Origin of the sequence: Algibacter sp. Ld11, from assembly GCF_045066735.1 — a bacterium.
GTDB lineage: Bacteria > Bacteroidota > Bacteroidia > Flavobacteriales > Flavobacteriaceae > Algibacter.
Window position 1 is genome coordinate 1 of sequence record NZ_JBISHH010000006.1, and the last position, 19,115, is coordinate 19,115.

A 19,115-nucleotide genomic window follows, 5' to 3' on the forward strand; every position below is an offset into this window, starting at 1 on the left:
AATTACTATGTTACGTTGGACAGTCACTTTTATCATATTAGCACTAATAGCCGGAGTTTTCGGATTTGGAGGAATAGCAGCAGGTGCGGCAAGCATCGCTAAAATATTATTCTTCATATTTATTGTACTATTTATAGTCTCTTTAATCAGAGGTAAAAAAAGCGTATAAATAAACACACCTTGCAAATATTGGAGCAAGAATTAATTAAACCAATAATAAATTAACCCTTAAAACATATATAAAATGAAAAAATCATTCTTATTCTTAGCATACGCCTTATTATTCACCATTTCAATCTCCTCGTTTACAAGTTGTAGAGATGAAAAATCGACATCAGAAAAAGTTGAAGAAACTATTGATGATGCTGGAGACAACATCGAAGAAGGTGTTGAAGAAATTGAAGACGAAATTGATGATGCTACAGACGACAATTAATAGTTTTTCAATAGAGAATTAATATAATAGAAATTAACGGGCATTTCTGCAAACAGATTTAGCCCGTTTTTTATAAAACATAAAAGCCATGGAAAAGAAAAATTTAAAAAGTGAAAAAGATTTTATAAAAGCATACCAAGAAAACGGTTTTACAGGAAACTTTATGATGGTAAACCACAAATTAGTGGGTACCGAAACAAAAACAGAGTACTACCCTATGGACATTAATGTTGTTGCAGAGCATCGTTTTGAAGGTATGAGCAATCCATCAGACATGTCAATTTTATATGTAATTGAAACGAAAGATGGACTTAAAGGTACGGTTTTGGCGAACTACAGCCCGTCTAGTAATACTAGTACAGCCGAATTTTTTAAAGCCATACCAAAAGAAAACATATCTCAAAAAGCAAATTTTTTAAACTAAAACTAGCAGTTTTAGTTTAAAATTTTCATGTTAAAAATAGAATTTCAAATGTAAATCTCTGCTCTAAACCCATGAAATACATTTAAATAACTACAGCTACCTGTTTACAATACCATATTATTTTCTGTAATATTAACTTCATCTAAAACCATTTTTTCATTTCAGAATAATTAACAGACTTCTTTAATTATCTAAAATTTTAAAAAAAATAATTGATAACTATAAAAACATTATATTTATCGAATTAAAATTATACTCAAAAAGTACATTTTTTTTAAATCATTTAGATCCAATATTAGTCTGGTTTTATGAAAATAAACATCAAATTTGATTATACTTTTATCTGCAAAGCCGTTTTACACGAACAGTTAGAGGCACTTGGTTTAAATTATAAGCTTAACAACTTAGGTGAAGTTGAATTCCAGAAAAAACTTACTGCATTAGAACTAGAACAAATTACCGAAGCGTTTAACAAATATGGCATTGAAATATTAGCCAACCCGCAAAACGTTTTAGTAGAACGTATAAAGGATTTAATTACGGATCTTATAAGTGATCCTGAAAAATCTAGCAAATACAACGTTTCTAGTTATCTAGCCGATGAGTTAAATTATTCTTATGCTCATTTATCGTCAATATTTTCAGAAATAACCTATTCCTCTATTGAGAATTTTATTATTTTAAAAAAGATTGACATTGCCAAGCATCTTATTATTCATAAAGACTTTACCTTAACAGAAATTGCACACCAACTAAACTATAGTAGTGTTGCCCATTTATCTGCGCAGTTTAAAAAAACAACTGGCCTTACGCCTTCTGCTTTTCAGCGTATTATTAAAAAACGACAAGAAATTGAATAATAAAATTATAGAGCTATGCCGTTAAATATTATGAATATTGTTTTGGCCGACGATGATGCGGATGATCGCTTTTTATTCGATGAGGCTATATCGGAAATTGATGTAAAAACAAAACTATCATTGTTTAATGATGGTAAAGCACTTATGGATTATTTAGTATTACCCGATACTGTTTTACCAGAAATTGTGTTTCTAGATTTAAATATGCCAATTAAAAACGGTATGCAATGCTTAAAAGAAATTCGTGCAAACGAAACCCTTAAAGAATTATGTGTTGCTATTTACTCCACATCTTCTTCTGAAGAAGATATTGAAAACACCTTTATTAACGGTGCCAACGTCTATATCAATAAACCCAATAGCTTTACTGCATTAAAAAAAGCCATAGATAAGGTTCTAAAAATTAATTGGCAATACCATACCTCTGCACTAAATAGAGATAATTTTTTATTGCGATTATAATTTGCGCTTTTAAGGTTTTCTAATATCTAGCATAGCACAAATTCTTTTATGTGCTCAAACACTATTTTTTTTAACTCAATCGGTTACACTGTTAACCGAAACGGTTATTTACAAAATAGTTTCCTTATTTTAGCCAGGCTATCATACATATAAACTATAAGGTGATTAAAACATACAAGATTTTTATTGTACTACTTATTTTGGCGCTATCCGTGCTTATCTACTTAGGAAGCAATAGTTACAAGCAAATTAGAGAATTAGAGAAAACTGCAGAAATGGTAATGCACACCCTTCGTGTAGAAACCGAGATTAACAGCCTATTTTCTCAATATGCTATGATGCAATCTAGAGTGTTTGAAAATAAATTGCTAAACAATGTTGATGGAACTGCTTTACTTAAAACCCAAAAAGACACAACCTTAAAAATTTTCAAAAGGCTTAATATTTTAACTAAAGACAACCTTAAGCAACAAAAGAATTTAGAAGAGCTCCTGAATTTGGAAGGTGCATTCTATAAAAATTTAGATGCTTTAAATGCAAATGTTACTAAAGATAAGGAATTGCAAAATGCTCATTTAAGCGATGTATCTACCTTAATGCGAAAAATTGAAACCATTAAAGCTAATATGTTGGGTCATGAAGAAATTCTACTAACACGTCGCCAAGAAGAATTCTCTAAATCTAGGCGCTTAAACCCGATAATGACGTTGTTTTTAGGCATGTTCTCTTTATTAATTTTTATAATCTCTTTTTGGCAAATTAACAAGCAGCGAAAAAAGAATGATAGAACCACGGCCTTTTTAGAAAGTGTATTAAAAAATACCGAAAACATAGTAAGTTATTACAAGCCTATTAAAGATGTACATGATAAAATAACCGATTTTAAAATTATATATGTAAACGAAAATATTGAAGATGTTTTAGGTACCTCCTCTCTCGTTTTAGAAGGTAAATTACTTTCCGAAGTGCTACCAATACACTTCGAGAATGGTGTTTTCGATGCTATGGTAACATGCTACAATAGTGGCGAAACCCAACGCTTTGAAAAAACGAACAACTTTAATGACAACATTTACAGATTTAAAACAAATGTTGTTAAACTAGACGATGGCGTTTTGGCCACAGCTAGTGATACTACCGAGGAGCATGCAATCAAACAAAATTTAATTTCGGCTAAAGACCAACTAGAAACTCAAAATCTTTTACTGCTAGACAATCGCGCTTTCTTGAGTAACGTATTTAAAAGCACCTCGAATATCGTAATGCACTTTAAATCTATTAGAAATACTTCGGGAAAAATAATAGATTTTGAAACGCTATTTATTAACGATGCTATAAGCGATGTCATTGGTGACATTCCAGCCGATGTTAAGCATAAAAAAGCTTCAAATATTTACCCTACAATTTTTGAAAATGGCGTTTTTGAAAAAATGGTAACCTGTATTGAAGAAGAGCGCCAAATAGAATACGAAACTCATTTTGAAAAAGATGGAAAAACCATGTGGTTCCAAGCTACTGCTATTAAGCTTAACGATGGTGTAACCATAACAACGAGTGATATTACCCTTGAAAAAACAAGAGCTAAAGCATTAAAGGATGTAAATGCTGAACTTGAAATACAAAACTCTATTTTTAAAGATGCCGAAGGTGTTGCAGATATAGGTAGTTATGTGTGGTATTTAGATACAGGATCGGCAAATATATCTGATAATTTCTACCGTATTTTAGGTTTCACTCCAAATGAGTTTGATGTTACATTCGATAATTACAGAGAACTTGTGCATCCAGACGATTTAGGGCGCTATGACCAATTAGGAGAAGAAACGGTTGAGACAGGTAATTCGGATATACATACTTACCGTGTTATTACTAAAAAAGGAAATATAAAACATATTTATGTGAACGGCCAAAAGGTTATTAAAGATGGCAGACCAGCATCGGTTGGTGTTATTCAGGATATTACTAACCGTGTAAAAACTGAAGAAAAATTAAGAAATAGAAATGAAGAGCTAAAACGCTCTAATGCTGAATTAGAATCTTTTAACCGTGTAGCGAGTCATGATTTGCAGGAACCTATGCGAAAAATACAAATGTTTATATCGCGCCTCTCGGAGCGTGAATTGGATAAATTATCTGATAAAGGTAAAATGTATTTCGAGAAAATAGATAGTTCGGCAAACCGTATGCAAACGCTTATTAAGTACTTATTGGCATACTCTCGTATTAACCGTACTAAAAAAGACTTTATTAAAATATCGCTTAACGATACTATGGAAAAAGTATTAGGAGATCTAGAAGAGCGCATTGAGGAAACGGGTGTTGATATTATGATAGACACTTTACCATCATTGAAGGCTATTCCGTTTCAAATGGAACAACTTTTTAATAACTTAGTATCAAATGCTATTAAATACGGTAGCACTACAGAAGCTCCAAAAATAATTATTGACTGTAAAAAACTTTCAAGAAATAGAATAACGGAAGTTTTTGATAAGAAACGTAAAAACTACTACCGCATATCTATTATGGATAATGGTATTGGTTTCGATCAAGAAAATGCTGAAAAGATATTTGGTTTATTTGAACGCCTTCATCAAAAAGAAGAATATTCTGGAACAGGTATAGGTTTGGCCATCTGTAAAAAAATAGTTTTAAATCATAAAGGACATATTGTAGCACAAAGTGAGCCTGGTAAAGGTTCTACATTTTGTATCTACTTGCCTGCTTAGAGTTGGCTAGCCCAAAAACTTTCCTATAAAACAAAATTATAAAGCGCATCTCTAAACGGTGCGCTTATTTTTTGATTGATTTCTTTTTAAGTTTCATATTTAAAAATTCTACTAGTAACGAAAAAGCAATAGCGAAATATAAATACCCTTTTGGAATTGCTCCAATGGTTTGCCCGAATATTACCGTACCAGATAAATGCGCCGCTTCTGTAACTAGCATAAACCCAATAAGAATTAAAAAAGATAAGGCCAATAATTGCATAGATGGGTGCGCACTAATAAACTCGCGTATCGGGTTCGCAAAAACCATCATTATTAATATCGATATTACCACGGCTATTATCATTAATATAAGCGCGTCGTTATGGTGTTCTCCAATACCATTTGTCATGCCAACTGCAGTTAATATAGAATCTATAGAGAAAATAAAATCTATGAGTACAATTTGCATGATAGCACTAGAGAGTGATGTTATTTTTTTACCCTTTAAATTATTCTCCTCTTCACCAGGTTCGTCCAATTTTTCATGTATTTCCGAAGTACTTTTATATAATAGAAAGAGTCCGCCAAAAAATAAGATAAGCGCTTGCCAACTAACACCCACTTCTAACCAAGACCAACTGATTGAGTAAAACGGCTCTTTTAATCCAACAAGGAAAGATACACCTAATAATAATAAAATGCGCTGTACCATGGCTAGAATGAGCCCGAGGTTGGTTGCTTTTCGTTGTTGGTGCTCTGGAAGTTTATCGGCAGCAATAGAGATAAACACAATATTATCTATTCCTAAAATAATTTCCAAAAATGTAAGTGTTAATAATGCCACCCAAGCATCGGCACTGGTAAATATTTCGAACATAATTTTATTTAAGTTTATTCGTAATTAAAGTGTGTTTAATATACAGATGAAATTTATAAAAAAATAACCACAGTTTGATTAAAAACCTTCATTTGAATCAAAACTTAATGGTTTAACGTCCTAAAATAGGCACTTTCCCAAAATTATATAACATAATACGAAAATTGTATAACGAAAAAGGTGTGTCTATTTCTGAACTTTGTATCAAACAAAATAGTAAACCAATTATGAAAAATAAAAGCCCTAATTACTTAACAAATTCTAGAGTTGGACGTAGATGGTCTATAGACACTTTAGATAATAAAGAAAACGAAATTTCAACATCAAGTATTATAAGTTCTAATGAAGGAACTCAACAAGACCCAAATTACTAAACGAATCAAAATTAATGATATGTCTAAAATATTAAATGTACTTGCCATACTCCTATTCGGACTTTGGGCCATCGGATTTTTTATGTACGACCTTATCATTATATCACACATTTTTTTAGTATCGGCAACAGTAATACTAATTATAAGAGTATTAAAAGAAAAGTAAAACCCTAACCCTTAAAACGCATTATTATGAAAGTTATAGATCTTAAAACAAATAATTTAGAACAAACCTTTAATCAACTTAAAGAAGACTTAGGTGGACGTTTAGATTCTGCTCAAAAAGAATACGCTTTAGCAATCGATAATGATATCGCTAAGGGAGAAATTAAAGGTGTATCTGTTAACGATAATATATCTTTCTTAGAATATAATATTACGTTTGAAAACGATACGGTAATTGCGAGAAACACACCTAGCACTAACCCAATCTATTTTCTGTATTGTGCAGAAGGACAAATGAGTCATGGTTTTGGATTAAACAGTAAACAACGTTCTTTAAATCAATTCCAAACAGGTATTTTTGCTAGTGATCCACATAAAACAAGTTGTTTCTTTTTTAGAAAAGGACAATCGGTAAAATTCTCTAATATTAGTTTTGATACCAAATCTGATAGTGAAGATACAGATGCTATAAACCTATTACAAACACAACTTTTAAAAACCTTTATGCCAAAAGGTGATAAAGAGATTTTTGCATACATTGGGTCTTATAATCTAAGAATTGCAGAAAAAATACAACAACTAGAAGCCATCAAGCAAAAAGGTATAGTTAGACAATTACTAACAAACGGTATTGTACACATGATTTTGGCTTTAGAAATTGAACAACATAACGAGGATACCAAAAATGGTGTAACTAACTTTGGTTCTTTAACTAGAAGCGAGATGGATACCATTAACGAGCTATCTAATTTTATACAAAACTACCCGGAAATTAAATATACACTAGCTTACTTAAGTAAAAAAGGTGGTATGTCTCCGGCAAAATTACAAGAAGGTTTTAAATTATTGCACAACCGTACGGTATCGGACTTTATTAGAAATACTCGTGTAGAAACTGCTGAAAACCTATTGAAAACAACAGACTTAAATATTTCTGAAATTGTTTATACTGTAGGTTTAACAAGTAGAAGTTATTTTTCTAAAATTTTTAAAGAGAAATATAACTGTAGCCCAAAGTATTACCAAGAAAATCAATATTCGGTAGCTGTAACAGCCTAATTAATAATCCATTTTCGGGGTCACTCCCGAAATAACAATGAAAAAATCCGCTAGCTTAGCGGATTTTTTGTTTTTGCTAAGGTTTGGGTTGAGTTTAGTTTGGGCACGGAATTGTTAAAAAGTCTTACTTTTTGTTAATCGTTATTGTGAATTTAGTGAAACGGTTTTTATATGTTTGTTGGGAGTAATTTGACCAAACCAATATGATTAAACTAAAAACATTGATAAGCATTTTAATTCTGACCATAACAGTTAGTAGTTGTGGAAATAAAAAAAATGAAGAAAAAACCAACTCAAAAACTGAATTAGAAAAAGTTGAATTTCCCAAGAAAGTTTTTACCGAATCAGAAATTGCTAAATACACAGTTTCTGCGATTATGAATCAATCACCTGAAATAATTAAAGTAAAAGACAATGGTGGAATTTATACCGTTTCGTATACTCGAAAGGATGATGGGGAAAAGTTTGATTACAAGATTAAGATTAGTGGAAACAAAGTTTCCTGGGGAAATAGTGATGGAAGATGGAGAGACACTAAATTTGACGAAAAAATAAAATATTCTGAAAAAGATAATGAACTTATAATCATGCAGACTTTTGAAGATGGTTCTGAAATTGTAAAAAGATTTAAAAAACCATTTTAAAAACTACTTACAACACCGGAAAAACAATTGCTATTTAATACTAAATCAAAGGTAGTTACGTGTACGTTACATTTAATTTTACTGCAGAACTTTCTCGAGCGCAAAACATTAATTATTCTTACAGAAAAACTTATAAAGCATAAAAAAATGACGGAAGAAAAATTTTGGGAAATAATAGAAAAATCGTGGCAAGATTCTCCAGAGCTAAAAAAACAGAGAGATGAAGCAAATAATGATGAGGATTCTGTAGAACAATTAAGTTATCAGTTAGAAGAGGATATTACAGAAAACTATATCAAACGATTATCTAAACTTAAAAAAGAAGAACTCACTGAATTCATTCATATTCTTGAAGAAAGAATGTACCATATTGACAGAAAAGATATTCACACGTATACGGATGGCTCTGATGATGGATTTTTATACTGCAGATGCTTTATTTTAGGAATGGGAAAAAGTTACTATGATTTAATTGACAAAACTCCTTATAAAGCAAAATTTGATTTAGAGGCGGAAGGTTTTGGCTTCTCGGCATATCAAGTATATGAAGAGTTATTTAATGAAGAGTTTGATAGATATTCAAAACATTCTATGGAATCTTGTTCAAATTCGAAAGGTTGGATTGAATAGCGTATAACAGCATTTTCATAACACTAAGAGTCCTATATATATTACCAAAACCTAAGCTACACTAAAGGCTGATAATTTAAAGCATTAACAATTGTAAATTAAATATAAAATAGCTTTTTAAAACTCAACCCATTACTCTTGAATGGATCCATCCCATATAACAACATGGATAAAATTGTTGACGATTTATTTGATTTTTTTACTTAAAAGAAACACATAGCAAAGTATCACAAAGACAATACCTACTGTAAACAAAGAAATTAAATTTTATGTATCAGAATTAAAAAAAATAAGAGTTCTAACTACTTGGTTATTATAAACAACTGATACTATTTAAGACTTCGTTTTAGGATTATACATTACAATAACTTGTATTACAATAGCCAAAAGCACCAATATAAAGATTTCAATTTGGGTGAATAATTCTACAGAATCAAGCGCGCGCTTACTAATAGACATTTGTCTGTTTCCTTCTGTAAGTTGTATTTTAGATAAATCGCTGAGGTTTATTTTTAAGTTTTCAATGTGTTTAATAACCGCAATATTATCTGTATAACTAGAGTTTAAATATTTTGTTTCAGCATTTACTAACAAATTAACATTCTGCTTTAAATCTGTAAACACGTTCTCCTCCTGCGAAGTTAATTTCGTTTGCTCAAATCTAGAAATCAGAGCTTCTATATTATGGTTAACTTTTGAGTTTTTATTATCAAAAAAAGTAGAATCGGATATGGCAACGGCTAATTCCTTTTCTTGAACAGATTTTAGCATTTCAAAAATCAAATCATTCGCCACTAACCTGTCTTCATAAATTGTAACTACAGAATCGCGAACACGAACAAAATTGTTCTTATCGATTAAGTTAGTCGCAATGATTAAAACAAAAATCATTAGTATTCCAAGTATCCACTTTAATTTATTATAAAACCCCATATTTTGCTGCTTTTTAGAGATTAAGCGCTAACTGTAAATATACAAAAAAGACTAGAAAACACAGTTTACAAAGCGCTCTGAGCCAAAGCTTATTTACTAAAATTTAGTTAAAATTTTCTAATTATAACTTGCATACAAACTTTAGTTCTTAAACTCCGAGATCATCAAAATCTACACCTACCGAGAACTTCCACAATAGACGCACAAAAACTGTAAGAAATAGAAAATAAATTGACTACTTGTATCAATAAAACTAATTTTCCTCTCATTAAATACATTCACATCCTAAAAGCTAAAAATCTAATGCAACAAGTAACAATCAATTTTTCAATTTTATTAATTTTAATTTTCACTATATCGAGCTGTAATCAAACTAAGGAAAAAGTCGCTTTAAATAAAAAAACAAAAAACGAAGTTTTAGTTTTGGGAACTATTCATAGTGGGCACCGTACCGATAGTGTTTATAGCATAAATTATCTAAAAAAATTAATTACTGAAATAAACCCAGATTACATATTAACAGAGATTCCTCCCAATGCTTTTAAAGTAGCCTTGGAAGGGTTTAAAAGAGATGATAGTATTTCGGAACCTCGTACCATGCGTTTTCCTGAATATGTTGATGTTATTTTTCCGTTATCAAAGAAAATGAAGTTTGAAATTATACCAACAGCTGGATGGACAAAATATATGGCAGCCGAACGTGGGGCCAAATTAAGAGCCATTCGCCAAGACACTTCGAGAGCTGATGATTGGGCTGAATATGTAAAAGGAAATAAACTGTCAGATTCATTGTACCTAGCCAGTGGTAAAGTAAATGATCCCTATTTTATTCATACCAATAAATATGATAGCATTCAAGATATAGGTCTACAAACATATAATAAATTGTTTAATGATGAACTTGGTCTTGGTGGCTGGGAAAATATTAATATCGCACATTATTGGAATATTGAAAAGGCTTTAGAAAAACACCGTTATCAAGGAAAACGCATACTAATTACATATGGCGCTGGACATAAGGGTTGGTTTTTAAAGGAATTACGTAAACGTGATGATATTGAATTATTAGAGATGAAACCTTTTTTAGATGCTATTGAATAAAAAGAAGTTATTGAAACAGAATGGTTAAAGCCAAGCATTGTGATTTATGCGAAGTTCTAAAAGAAATTTAAAAACAGGCTTACCTTGTGACCTAGCTTATAAAAAACCTGAGACTTAATATGCTCATCTCATTTAAATTCATTAAATTAGTTATGCACTCAAGTACGGGTAAAACCTAATTATAAACTAAAAATTAAAACCATGGAAAAGACTTTGATAATACTTATAGCAATATGCCTTTTTGTAGTAATCACTTTTCTGTACTGGAGATTAACTCGTACTTATGCCGAAAAGGAATATGGTAAAAACATGTGGAAACAATGGGGAACACAAACTTTTTATTGGCAAGGAGCGCTATATTTTAGTGGCGGATTAACGGTTGCTTTAATTTTTGAGTTAAAATCTGCAAGTATTTTGATATTTTAATGTAAAAAAAATAGTTAAACATTGAATTTCTCGTCACTCGTAAAATCTCATAAAGAAGATATTATTTTAAATCTAGGTATTGAAGGTTTAAAAGAAAAACTCAATGAAGATATAAAAACGTTTCATTTTAGATGGGAATCTGAGACGCGTTTTATTATCAGTTTAAAGTTCTCGTTTGGCTCTAGCCTAACTTTCGACACACATTATCACAACACAAAAAGTGATATCATAGCCAAAGGAAATTTAACCGAGTTGTCCAGTTTAAAAACAAAAATAACTTTAGAAACTAAAAGCAGATATTGGTTATTATTTTTACTTTTCCTCCCCATACTCATGTTAATAATAGATTTATGGTTGCAAATAGGCATTTTTATACCAGCTTATTTTATTTTCCCAATATTCTTTTTAATCCTCACTTATGCGATGCGGAATGAGAATAAGCGGTTAATAAGAAATTTTAAAGTATATTTAAATCAGAATTAAGCACAAAAAAAAACGATAAGAGTTTCCTCTTACCGCATTTTTCTTTTTCTAGCAATTTTTGTTTTTTATTTAAACGTTTTTAGAGATGAACGCAACATCCAGGCCATTTGCTCATGCATCTGCATAATACCGGTAATAAAATCGGCTGTACCTTCATCGTTATGTGCTTCGGCGTTATCACCAATACTTTCTCTTATAAATTTAATTACGGTTTCATGATCTTCTAATAGTACTTTCATAAAACTAGCGCTATTGTTAGTATCTGGTCCGTTTTCTTTCAATTCAGAAAGTTCTAAAAACTGTTGCATACTTCCTGGTGAATAAAAGCCTAACATACGAATACGTTCTGCTACTTCATCGATAGTATTTTCAAGTTTTCCGTATTCCTCTTCAAAAAACACATGTTTACTATGAAAATCGATACCTTCAACATTCCAGTGTGCATTTCTGTATTTTGTATACATTACATATTCATCGGATAGTAGTTGTTTGAGCATACCTACTACCGCTTTTCTATTGTCTTTCTTAATTCCTATTTCTGCTGTTGTAGTTTCCATTTTATGTTTTATTTTGTTGTTATTATAGTATAAAGATACATGTAAACAACAGCCTGCATTAACGCTAAACATTTAAAAATTAACGTAAAAAAAATAGAACGACTATAACAGCACATTAGTTTTTCTTATCATCTTTTTTACTACCTTTTTCGGCATCTTCAAAATCTATATCGTTATCTACAACACCTTTAAAGGCTTGTATCCAGCCGTTTTTAAAAATGTTCAGTATTCCCGGCCATACTTTTGTTTTAACTTGGTTTAAATCGCCAGATAATGGAACTTTTGATGCCAAAGTGTTATTACCTTTATTTTTAAGTACAAACTTAAAGAAGCCTACAAAACCTTCCCAAAGTGTGTTTAAAAAACTGTCTTGCTCAGCACTTATAAGTTTAGAGTCTTTTAGTAAAGGTTTTACATAACCCGTTAAAAAACCATCGGCTATCGCGATTTCACTAAACACATTAAAACTGCCATCAGCAAAATCAATACCAGCATAATAATTAGTAAAATCGTTTAATGCAGTTGCAGAGGCATCTTCCAAAGAAAAAGAAATATCCATATCTGGAATTTGCTTAACTAAATCCATTTTACCCTCCAATTTAAAGCCTCCTTGCCCGATAGATATGGCGTTTGCAGTAATTTCTGACGGTAGTTCCCGATTGGTACGTTCTACATTTCTCAGGTTGGTAGCGTTTAACTGAATCTGGTTTAAGTTTAAATCGATATTTGGATCGGCGGTAAGTTGCACAAAAGCAGCTGTGCCATCTATAATTTCTAAATTATTGATATCTATAGGTACTAAATCGGTTAAAGCTTTGGTCCAATCATCAAAGTCTGGATCGGCAGCTTCATCGTTTTGTTGATCTTCAAACACATAAATAAATTGTGGCTGGGTCATTACAATTTCACTCACTACCCTACCTTTAAATAAAGAACGCCATTCTATTGAAATATCTGTTTCTTTTAATTTTATAAATGGCACTTCGGAGCCTGCATCAATCTTATTCAAATATAAATCATGAATTACATAAGCACCTCGAAACAGTGAAATATCGATACCCGAGACCTGACCATAATATCCAGGAATATCTGCAAGTACATTATTTACATATTTTTTAACCATAAAAGGTAATAACAATCTAAATAAGATTAAAATCCCAATAATAAGTACTGGTATCGTATATCGCTTTTTTCTAAAGCCTCTTTTTTTATTCTTTTCCATAAGTATTATTTTTTTCCGTTACCAACTACGGTAGTTTTCAATCCGTCTTTAGTGTTTAACCATAGGTAGTTAAAAAACGACTTCGTTCTGTCGCGCTCCACATTAATATCTCCATATCTATAACCATTAGCATCGGTTTTAGAACCATCATTGGTTAGAATATTTACAAGAGTGCTCAGCGTTTTATTAATTCCTAACTGATCTTCGTCTAAGATAGAGAATTTAAAGTTCTCATATTTCATTTTCATGTCGCCGTGAGATTCAAAATCGTTACCGTGTATCGTAAAATACATCTCGTGAATACGCCCCACTGCCCTAACATTGGCTTGAGCTTCTAAAAACGGATTAATAGTTGTGGCATCTAAATCTTTTAAAATAGCAGACGCATTAAAAGAGTCGGCAGTATCTTTAGTATTAAAATCCCACTCAAACTCTATTGGTGCTTCACCCATAAGCTTAGCAAGCACTTTTATATCTATTTTTTTATTATTTGTGTTTGAGATATTAAGGATTTCAGCATCTAAATTTTCAAAAGAGATAAATACCGGATCAATGTCTAAATCTACCTTTTCTGAATAAAACACATCGGCATCGTTCACAAAAAATGATTCAATATTTAGTTTTATAGGTAATGTTTCTAATTTGGAACCATAAAGCAATTTAATAGTAAAATCGTCCGGCAAAAGTTTATTTCTATAAAGTTGTAATTCAGAATTATTTAAGTCAAAACGCTCTACTGAAACTGAAAAACTGTCGTTAACAGTTTCCAAATCTAGCCCTTTTATAATACCGCTAGGTACTTTAAAATCAACATAATCACGCTCTACTAGTAATCTTTTAGAAAGTTCTTCTTTATTATATTTTGAAGTAATAGACACATCTTGAAATTCTAAGTCATTATTATTAAATGAAAGTCTTGCCATCTTTAAAGTTTCAAAACGACTTAAATCTAAATACAATTCCTGTAAATCGATATCCAGATTTTTATAATTAAACGGTATTTTATTCTGAAGCATGGCTTCATCGGTTATTAATTCGGATAACTCGAAAGATATATCTTGTAAAGAAAAATGAACATCTTCCGTTTCTTTTTTAAATAAGGTTACGTTGCCATTTACACCTTTGATATTATCGACTTCAAAACGCTTATTTTGCCAAAGTGACCAATACCCAATATGGTTTATTTCTAAAGTTTCGAGAGTTACTAAAGACAGTGCTTCTTTAGATTTGTTCTTTAAAGTCTTTAACCTCAAATTATGCCATTCAACAGAAGCTAAAAGTATATTCACATCCAAATCATCATAACTCAACTCAATATTATCTGGTGTTTTCTCTTTTATAATTTCGGCTAATTTCTGTTTTACATACAACTGTAATCCCAAAAAACAGAGCAAGACTATAACAATGACCCCAAGTAAAACTCGGGGCCATTTTTTGTATATTGTATGCGCATTTTTATTAGGTTTAGGCATTGCTGTCTTCAGTAAATTGTCTGCTTTTTGGTTCTTTATTTAACCCTGCGCTATCGGCTTCTAGATGTTGTTTAAACTCGGCTGCACTTTTAATTTGCAAATAGTTTTCACCATCTATAACAATAGGATACTTTAATAATTTTGGTTTATTTTCTAATATTTTTAACCAATCGTGTTGTTCCATAACAGCTGGATTTTCACCATAGGTTTCTTTAAAACTTGAATCTTCTTTATCTATTAAATCGGATATATTTTTACCTAGCTTAGTTGCCAATTCTGCCCATTGTGTTCCGGTTACCTTAGTTTTGGATATGTCTACAGCATGAAGTTTTTTACTTGATGCATTTACATAAGCATAAGTTTGCTTACCTATAGAGTTCTCCGAATGATAATAAATTGTAATTTTTCTGTTGTCTGTTGAAATCATGCCCATAATGTTTTAATTTAAGTCGAAAGATACCCTGATTCCACTTTTTTAATTAGCGCAATCAAATTCTTTTGTAACTTAAAAGCACACATTAAGCGTCTTTCAGTAGTACATTAATTATCTTGTGGGTACAAAACTAAACAAGATAATGAGCACACTATTATGGATTTTTTATGGGGTTGTTACACTATGGAGCATTATAAGTATTATACTCCATGGCAGCCGACCAACAAAATCATTAAGTTGGCTTCTAGCAGTAGTATTATTGCCTTTTGCTGGCCCGATGCTCTATTATCTTTTTGGTGTAAATAGAAGAAAATTTAAGTTTTTTAGATTAAAACAAACCGAGAAACGTAAGCTTTTTGATGAAAAATACAAAGATATTCATGAGCTCGAAAACAGCGTTGACTTTAAATCATCCAAAAAGAATAAACTATCTAGACTTATTGAAAACGGTACACTATTAAAACCCTATGCAGGAAATAATGCAACTGTACTTAATGGTGGAGAAGAAACCTTTGAAAGTATTTTTAAAGCTTTAGAAAAAGCAGAGCATTTTATTCATTTACAATATTATATATTTTCTGAAGGCGAATTATCTGAACGATTTTATAAGATCTTTAAAGAGAAAATAGCAAAAGGTATTGAGGTACGTTTAATTTACGACTCGTTTGGGAGCGCAACCTTTAGTGGTAACACTATTAAAAGATTCAAAAATATTGGTGTAAAAGCGTACCCTATGATGCCAATTCGTTTTGGAAGTCTTCTTTTTACATTGAATTACAGAAACCATAGAAAAATGATTATTATAGATGGTATTACTGGATTTACTGGTGGTGTTAATGTATCCGATCATTATATAAAACCTATTTCAGATCTCGGTATTTGGAATGATATACATATTAAGCTCGAAGGTCCTGTGGTAAAGAGTTTGCACCGTGTTTTCATTAAAGACTACTATTTTGCAAGTAATGAAGAATTACTTCTAAAAGAAAAATACATTCCAAAAATTGAACAAAAAGGCAAACATACCATACAAATTGTAGCCGCAGGACCAGACTCCAAACAACCCGCAATTATGCAACAATATATAAGCATGATTAATCTTGCTGAAACATGTATTTGCATTGCCAACCCCTATTTTATTCCAAGCACAGCGGTTTTACAGGCTTTAAAAATAGCGGCTCTAAGTGGTGTAGAAGTGAGTATTCTGGTGCCAAAAGTATCCGATTCTAAAATGGCAAAACTAAGTATGTTTTCTAGGTTTGAGCAACTTTTAGCCGTTGGAATAAAAATATACTTGAGAACAGATTTCTCTCATAGTAAAATGATTTTAATAGATGGTGAAATTGCTTCTATAGGTTCTGGCAATTTTGACTACCGAAGCTTTGAGCATAATTTTGAAACTAACGCCCTATTATATGATACTGAATTAACACAAAGCATACAGAAAGAATTTGATACTATTTGTAATAATTACATAGCGCTAGATTATGAGTCTTTTAAAAACAGACCAGTATGGCAACGTTTAACAGAGGGCATTGCTAAGTTTTTTAGCCCGCTTCTTTAAAGCGTATTGAAATAAACAAATGAAATTTTTAATTTATATACTAATATTTATGAGTGTAGAATACACAAAAGCACAATACATTATACCCGAAATTATAAAAAAAGAAGCAACCATTGCGCTTGCCTACTATCCGCAGTTAAAAGATACTGAGATAGAATTTCGATTTAAAAAGAATATCAGAAAATCGACTATGCAAGCACAGCCTGTTTTTTGCAGTCTTTTAAAGTCGAAAAAGAAAAGAAAGTATTTAGTTCTGTTAAGTAGAAAATTTAAAATCTCAGGAAAAGAATTTAAAACTACCGATGTAGAAAGCGATATTTTAATTGGATGGCTTGGTCATGAATTGGGCCATATTTGCGATTACCAAAACCGCAGTAGCCTTAACCTTATTTGGTTTGGAATTAGATACCTTATATCAGATAATTATATTAGAATAGCAGAGCGCGCAGCAGATTCTTACGCCGTGTCATCTGGAATGGCAGATTATATTTTAAAAACTAAACATTTTATTTTGAATAATGCCGAAATAGAAGAAACTTATAAAGCCCGTATTAAAAAATACTACCTAGCTCCAGATGAAATTTTGTTATTAGTGAAGGAACGGGAAGCTGTAGAAAATTAATTTCTTACAGCTTAGAAGCTACAAAATCTTCCCATTCAGCAAATTTGTCTTGTCCCATAACACGTTCCATTTTTACTTGTCCACCTTTCTTTTTATTACTTCCACTCCAGTCATGAAAAACTGAAGGCGATACCGTGTTAACCTTTACACCTTCCAAAGCTTTAGAACGTGCTACTTTATAATTTTTATTGGCATTCATTAAAAATTGATCTAGAGCATTTACTAATTTATCTGTATCTACATTAGATTCCGTACCTAGATACCAGCAGTGGTAAAAATCATCATTAATTCTATTAGCACATAGCGTATATTCAGGTATTTCAATATCAAACTCTTTTTCTAAATGTTGTACCGCATCATTCAATTTATTAACCGATAATTGAGAACCAACAGTGTTTAAAAAGAATTTTGTTCGTCCTGTAATTTTAATTTCGGCACGTTTAATATCTGTAAACTCAATAGTATCGCCAATTAGATAACGCCACGATCCTGCTACAGTACTAATCACTAAAACATAATCTTGATTGAGTTCTACCTCAGAAATAGATAAAGACGGCGCATCTTGCACCAAAGAACCATCGGTTTGAATATACTCAGGTTTAAAAGGTACAAACTCAAAATAAATACCATTGTTAGTTACTAACTTCATAGCATCCGTATCTGGTCTTTCCTGAAATGCTATAAAGCCTTCCGATGCCAAATATGTATCAATAACCGTAATTGGTTTTCCCAAAAGGGCGTTAAAACTCCTTTTATACGGACCGAAAGCTACACCTCCAGATGTGTAAACTTGTAGGTTGGGCCAAATTTCATGGATGTTCTTTAAACCATGATAATCTATTACTTTTTGTAACATTAATTCCATCCACGACGGAATACCACTTAAAGCTCCAATATCCCAATTTGCAGCATTTTCGGCAATACGCTGCACACGCTTATCCCAATCGTCTATTTGAGCAATTTCTTTTCCAGGCTTATAATAATTTTGAAACCAAAAAGGAATATTACTAGCACTTATACCGCTAATTTCACCTTCTAACGCATCATTATGCTCTTCAAGATCTGTAGAACTTCCAAGCATCATAATTTCTTTTTCGTAAAAATCTGCCGGTAAATCAAAATTTCTCAAAGCAAGAACTTGCTGAATTCCCGCATTTCTAATGGACTTTACCATAGCATCAGTAACCGGAATACGCTTATTTGTTTTCCCGGTAGTTCCAGAACTTAATGCAAAATAATCGGGACTGTCGGGCCATGTAACATCTTTCTCACCCGCTTGCACCTCTTCCCACCATTGTTCTGTAATTTGATTATAATCGTGAAATGGTACTTTAGCTCGAAAATCACGCTCTATAGTGTCCGATTTTAAAATCTCTTTAAATTGATAGGCCTTACCAAACTCCGTGTCTTTTGCAGTTTCTAGTAAATCTTTTAAAACGTTGCGCTGTTCTTCTGCGGCATCAAATTCCGAAGAAATGATTTCTGATGCATGAATAATTCCTTTAATTATATTTCCTATTATGGCCATGTGTACGGTTTTTTTTATATGTTAAAAGCTATTTTATAGAGTACGTAGATTGCATTTAAATTTAATATAACACGCACCTAAAACTCATCTATCAAAAATCCATTAAAACCACAGAATAGTTTAGCTGTATCA

The 19,115-nt window shown here is 31.5% G+C and carries 22 protein-coding genes; 15 read left to right on the top strand and 7 right to left on the bottom strand.

All coding sequences use genetic code 11. From position 1 onward, the window contains the following. Nucleotides 1–7 precede the first annotated feature (7 nt). The 6 genes from ACJJV4_RS02700 to ACJJV4_RS02725 all read left to right on the top strand — a co-directional run bounded on the left by ACJJV4_RS02700 (nt 8) and on the right by ACJJV4_RS02725 (nt 4,911). Nucleotides 8–169, top strand: coding sequence for a DUF1328 domain-containing protein (locus ACJJV4_RS02700; protein ID WP_405291866.1), 162 nt, complete (start codon nt 8–10; stop codon nt 167–169). A 75-nt stretch (nt 170–244) separates the two neighbouring features. Continuing rightward, nucleotides 245–436, top strand: coding sequence for a hypothetical protein (locus tag ACJJV4_RS02705; protein ID WP_042498647.1), 192 nt, complete (start codon nt 245–247; stop codon nt 434–436). A gap of 88 nt (nt 437–524) precedes the next feature. Continuing rightward, nucleotides 525–860 carry a hypothetical protein gene (locus tag ACJJV4_RS02710; RefSeq protein ID WP_405291871.1) on the top strand — a complete coding sequence of 112 codons (336 nt, stop codon included), beginning with the start codon at nt 525–527 and terminating at the stop codon, nt 858–860. A 308-nt stretch (nt 861–1,168) separates the two neighbouring features. Continuing rightward, nucleotides 1,169–1,720: a helix-turn-helix domain-containing protein gene (locus ACJJV4_RS02715; protein WP_405291873.1), complete on the top strand. Its 552-nt coding sequence runs from the start codon at nt 1,169–1,171 to the stop codon at nt 1,718–1,720. Nucleotides 1,721–1,735: 15 nt separating this feature from the next. Beyond that, nucleotides 1,736–2,182 carry a response regulator gene (locus ACJJV4_RS02720; protein WP_405291875.1) on the top strand — a complete coding sequence of 149 codons (447 nt, stop codon included), beginning with the start codon at nt 1,736–1,738 and terminating at the stop codon, nt 2,180–2,182. Nucleotides 2,183–2,343: 161 nt separating this feature from the next. Continuing rightward, entirely contained in the window at nt 2,344–4,911 is a 2,568-nt protein-coding gene (locus ACJJV4_RS02725; RefSeq protein ID WP_405291877.1) for an ATP-binding protein, read from the top strand. 64 nt (nt 4,912–4,975) lie between these two features. Here the strand turns inward: ACJJV4_RS02725 and ACJJV4_RS02730 are convergent, their stop codons facing one another. Next, nucleotides 4,976–5,770 (bottom strand): TerC family protein, encoded by a 795-nt coding sequence (locus ACJJV4_RS02730; RefSeq protein WP_405291879.1) that lies wholly within the window; start codon nt 5,768–5,770, stop codon nt 4,976–4,978. Between the two features lie 227 nt (nt 5,771–5,997). Here ACJJV4_RS02730 and ACJJV4_RS02735 point away from each other — a divergent pair, with 227 nt between their 5' ends. The 4 genes from ACJJV4_RS02735 (at nt 5,998) to ACJJV4_RS02750 (ending at nt 8,642) form a co-directional block, all read left to right on the top strand. Continuing rightward, complete coding sequence (locus tag ACJJV4_RS02735) at nt 5,998–6,144, top strand: hypothetical protein (RefSeq protein ID WP_405291881.1); 147 nt, start codon at nt 5,998–6,000, stop codon at nt 6,142–6,144. 192 nt (nt 6,145–6,336) lie between these two features. Further along, a complete protein-coding gene (locus ACJJV4_RS02740; RefSeq protein WP_405291884.1) occupies nt 6,337–7,368 on the top strand; it encodes a helix-turn-helix domain-containing protein in 1,032 nt (343 codons plus the stop codon). A gap of 203 nt (nt 7,369–7,571) precedes the next feature. Then, on the top strand, nt 7,572–8,012 hold the full coding sequence (locus ACJJV4_RS02745) for a hypothetical protein (RefSeq protein ID WP_405291886.1): 441 nt from the start codon (nt 7,572–7,574) through the stop codon (nt 8,010–8,012). Nucleotides 8,013–8,159: 147 nt separating this feature from the next. After that, the gene (locus ACJJV4_RS02750; protein ID WP_405291888.1) at nt 8,160–8,642 is read left to right on the top strand and encodes a DUF4240 domain-containing protein; all 483 of its coding nucleotides are present in this window, start codon (nt 8,160–8,162) and stop codon (nt 8,640–8,642) included. Between the two features lie 333 nt (nt 8,643–8,975). Here the strand turns inward: ACJJV4_RS02750 and ACJJV4_RS02755 are convergent, their stop codons facing one another. Then, complete coding sequence (locus tag ACJJV4_RS02755; RefSeq protein WP_405291890.1) at nt 8,976–9,575, bottom strand: MCP four helix bundle domain-containing protein; 600 nt, start codon at nt 9,573–9,575, stop codon at nt 8,976–8,978. 303 nt (nt 9,576–9,878) lie between these two features. Between ACJJV4_RS02755 and ACJJV4_RS02760 the strand changes: the two genes are divergently transcribed. The 3 genes from ACJJV4_RS02760 (at nt 9,879) to ACJJV4_RS02770 (ending at nt 11,585) form a co-directional block, all read left to right on the top strand. Continuing rightward, a complete protein-coding gene (locus ACJJV4_RS02760) occupies nt 9,879–10,676 on the top strand; it encodes a hypothetical protein (protein ID WP_405291892.1) in 798 nt (265 codons plus the stop codon). A gap of 201 nt (nt 10,677–10,877) precedes the next feature. Next, nucleotides 10,878–11,102 carry a hypothetical protein gene (locus ACJJV4_RS02765; protein WP_405291894.1) on the top strand — a complete coding sequence of 75 codons (225 nt, stop codon included), beginning with the start codon at nt 10,878–10,880 and terminating at the stop codon, nt 11,100–11,102. 21 nt (nt 11,103–11,123) lie between these two features. After that, nucleotides 11,124–11,585, top strand: a complete 462-nt coding sequence (locus ACJJV4_RS02770; RefSeq protein ID WP_405291896.1) for a hypothetical protein — start codon at nt 11,124–11,126, stop codon at nt 11,583–11,585. A 65-nt stretch (nt 11,586–11,650) separates the two neighbouring features. Here the strand turns inward: ACJJV4_RS02770 and ACJJV4_RS02775 are convergent, their stop codons facing one another. The 4 genes from ACJJV4_RS02775 to ACJJV4_RS02790 all read right to left on the bottom strand — a co-directional run bounded on the left by ACJJV4_RS02775 (nt 11,651) and on the right by ACJJV4_RS02790 (nt 15,263). Continuing rightward, nucleotides 11,651–12,142 carry a Dps family protein gene (locus tag ACJJV4_RS02775; protein WP_405291898.1) on the bottom strand — a complete coding sequence of 164 codons (492 nt, stop codon included), beginning with the start codon at nt 12,140–12,142 and terminating at the stop codon, nt 11,651–11,653. Nucleotides 12,143–12,257: 115 nt separating this feature from the next. Next, nucleotides 12,258–13,364 carry a DUF748 domain-containing protein gene (locus ACJJV4_RS02780; RefSeq protein ID WP_405291900.1) on the bottom strand — a complete coding sequence of 369 codons (1,107 nt, stop codon included), beginning with the start codon at nt 13,362–13,364 and terminating at the stop codon, nt 12,258–12,260. Between the two features lie 5 nt (nt 13,365–13,369). Further along, nucleotides 13,370–14,746, bottom strand: a complete 1,377-nt coding sequence (locus ACJJV4_RS02785; RefSeq protein WP_405291902.1) for a hypothetical protein — start codon at nt 14,744–14,746, stop codon at nt 13,370–13,372. Nucleotides 14,747–14,828: 82 nt separating this feature from the next. Beyond that, nucleotides 14,829–15,263: an arsenate reductase family protein gene (locus tag ACJJV4_RS02790; protein WP_405291904.1), complete on the bottom strand. Its 435-nt coding sequence runs from the start codon at nt 15,261–15,263 to the stop codon at nt 14,829–14,831. 148 nt (nt 15,264–15,411) lie between these two features. Between ACJJV4_RS02790 and cls the strand changes: the two genes are divergently transcribed. Both cls and ACJJV4_RS02800 read left to right on the top strand, forming a co-directional pair. Next, nucleotides 15,412–16,833, top strand: a complete 1,422-nt coding sequence (gene cls, locus ACJJV4_RS02795) for a cardiolipin synthase (RefSeq protein ID WP_405291906.1) — start codon at nt 15,412–15,414, stop codon at nt 16,831–16,833. A 49-nt stretch (nt 16,834–16,882) separates the two neighbouring features. Beyond that, entirely contained in the window at nt 16,883–17,455 is a 573-nt protein-coding gene (locus ACJJV4_RS02800; RefSeq protein WP_405291908.1) for a hypothetical protein, read from the top strand. Nucleotides 17,456–17,459: 4 nt separating this feature from the next. Here ACJJV4_RS02800 and ACJJV4_RS02805 read toward each other — a convergent pair whose 3' ends face one another. Continuing rightward, nucleotides 17,460–18,983: a GH3 auxin-responsive promoter family protein gene (locus ACJJV4_RS02805; RefSeq protein ID WP_405291910.1), complete on the bottom strand. Its 1,524-nt coding sequence runs from the start codon at nt 18,981–18,983 to the stop codon at nt 17,460–17,462. Nucleotides 18,984–19,115: the final 132 nt, after the last annotated feature.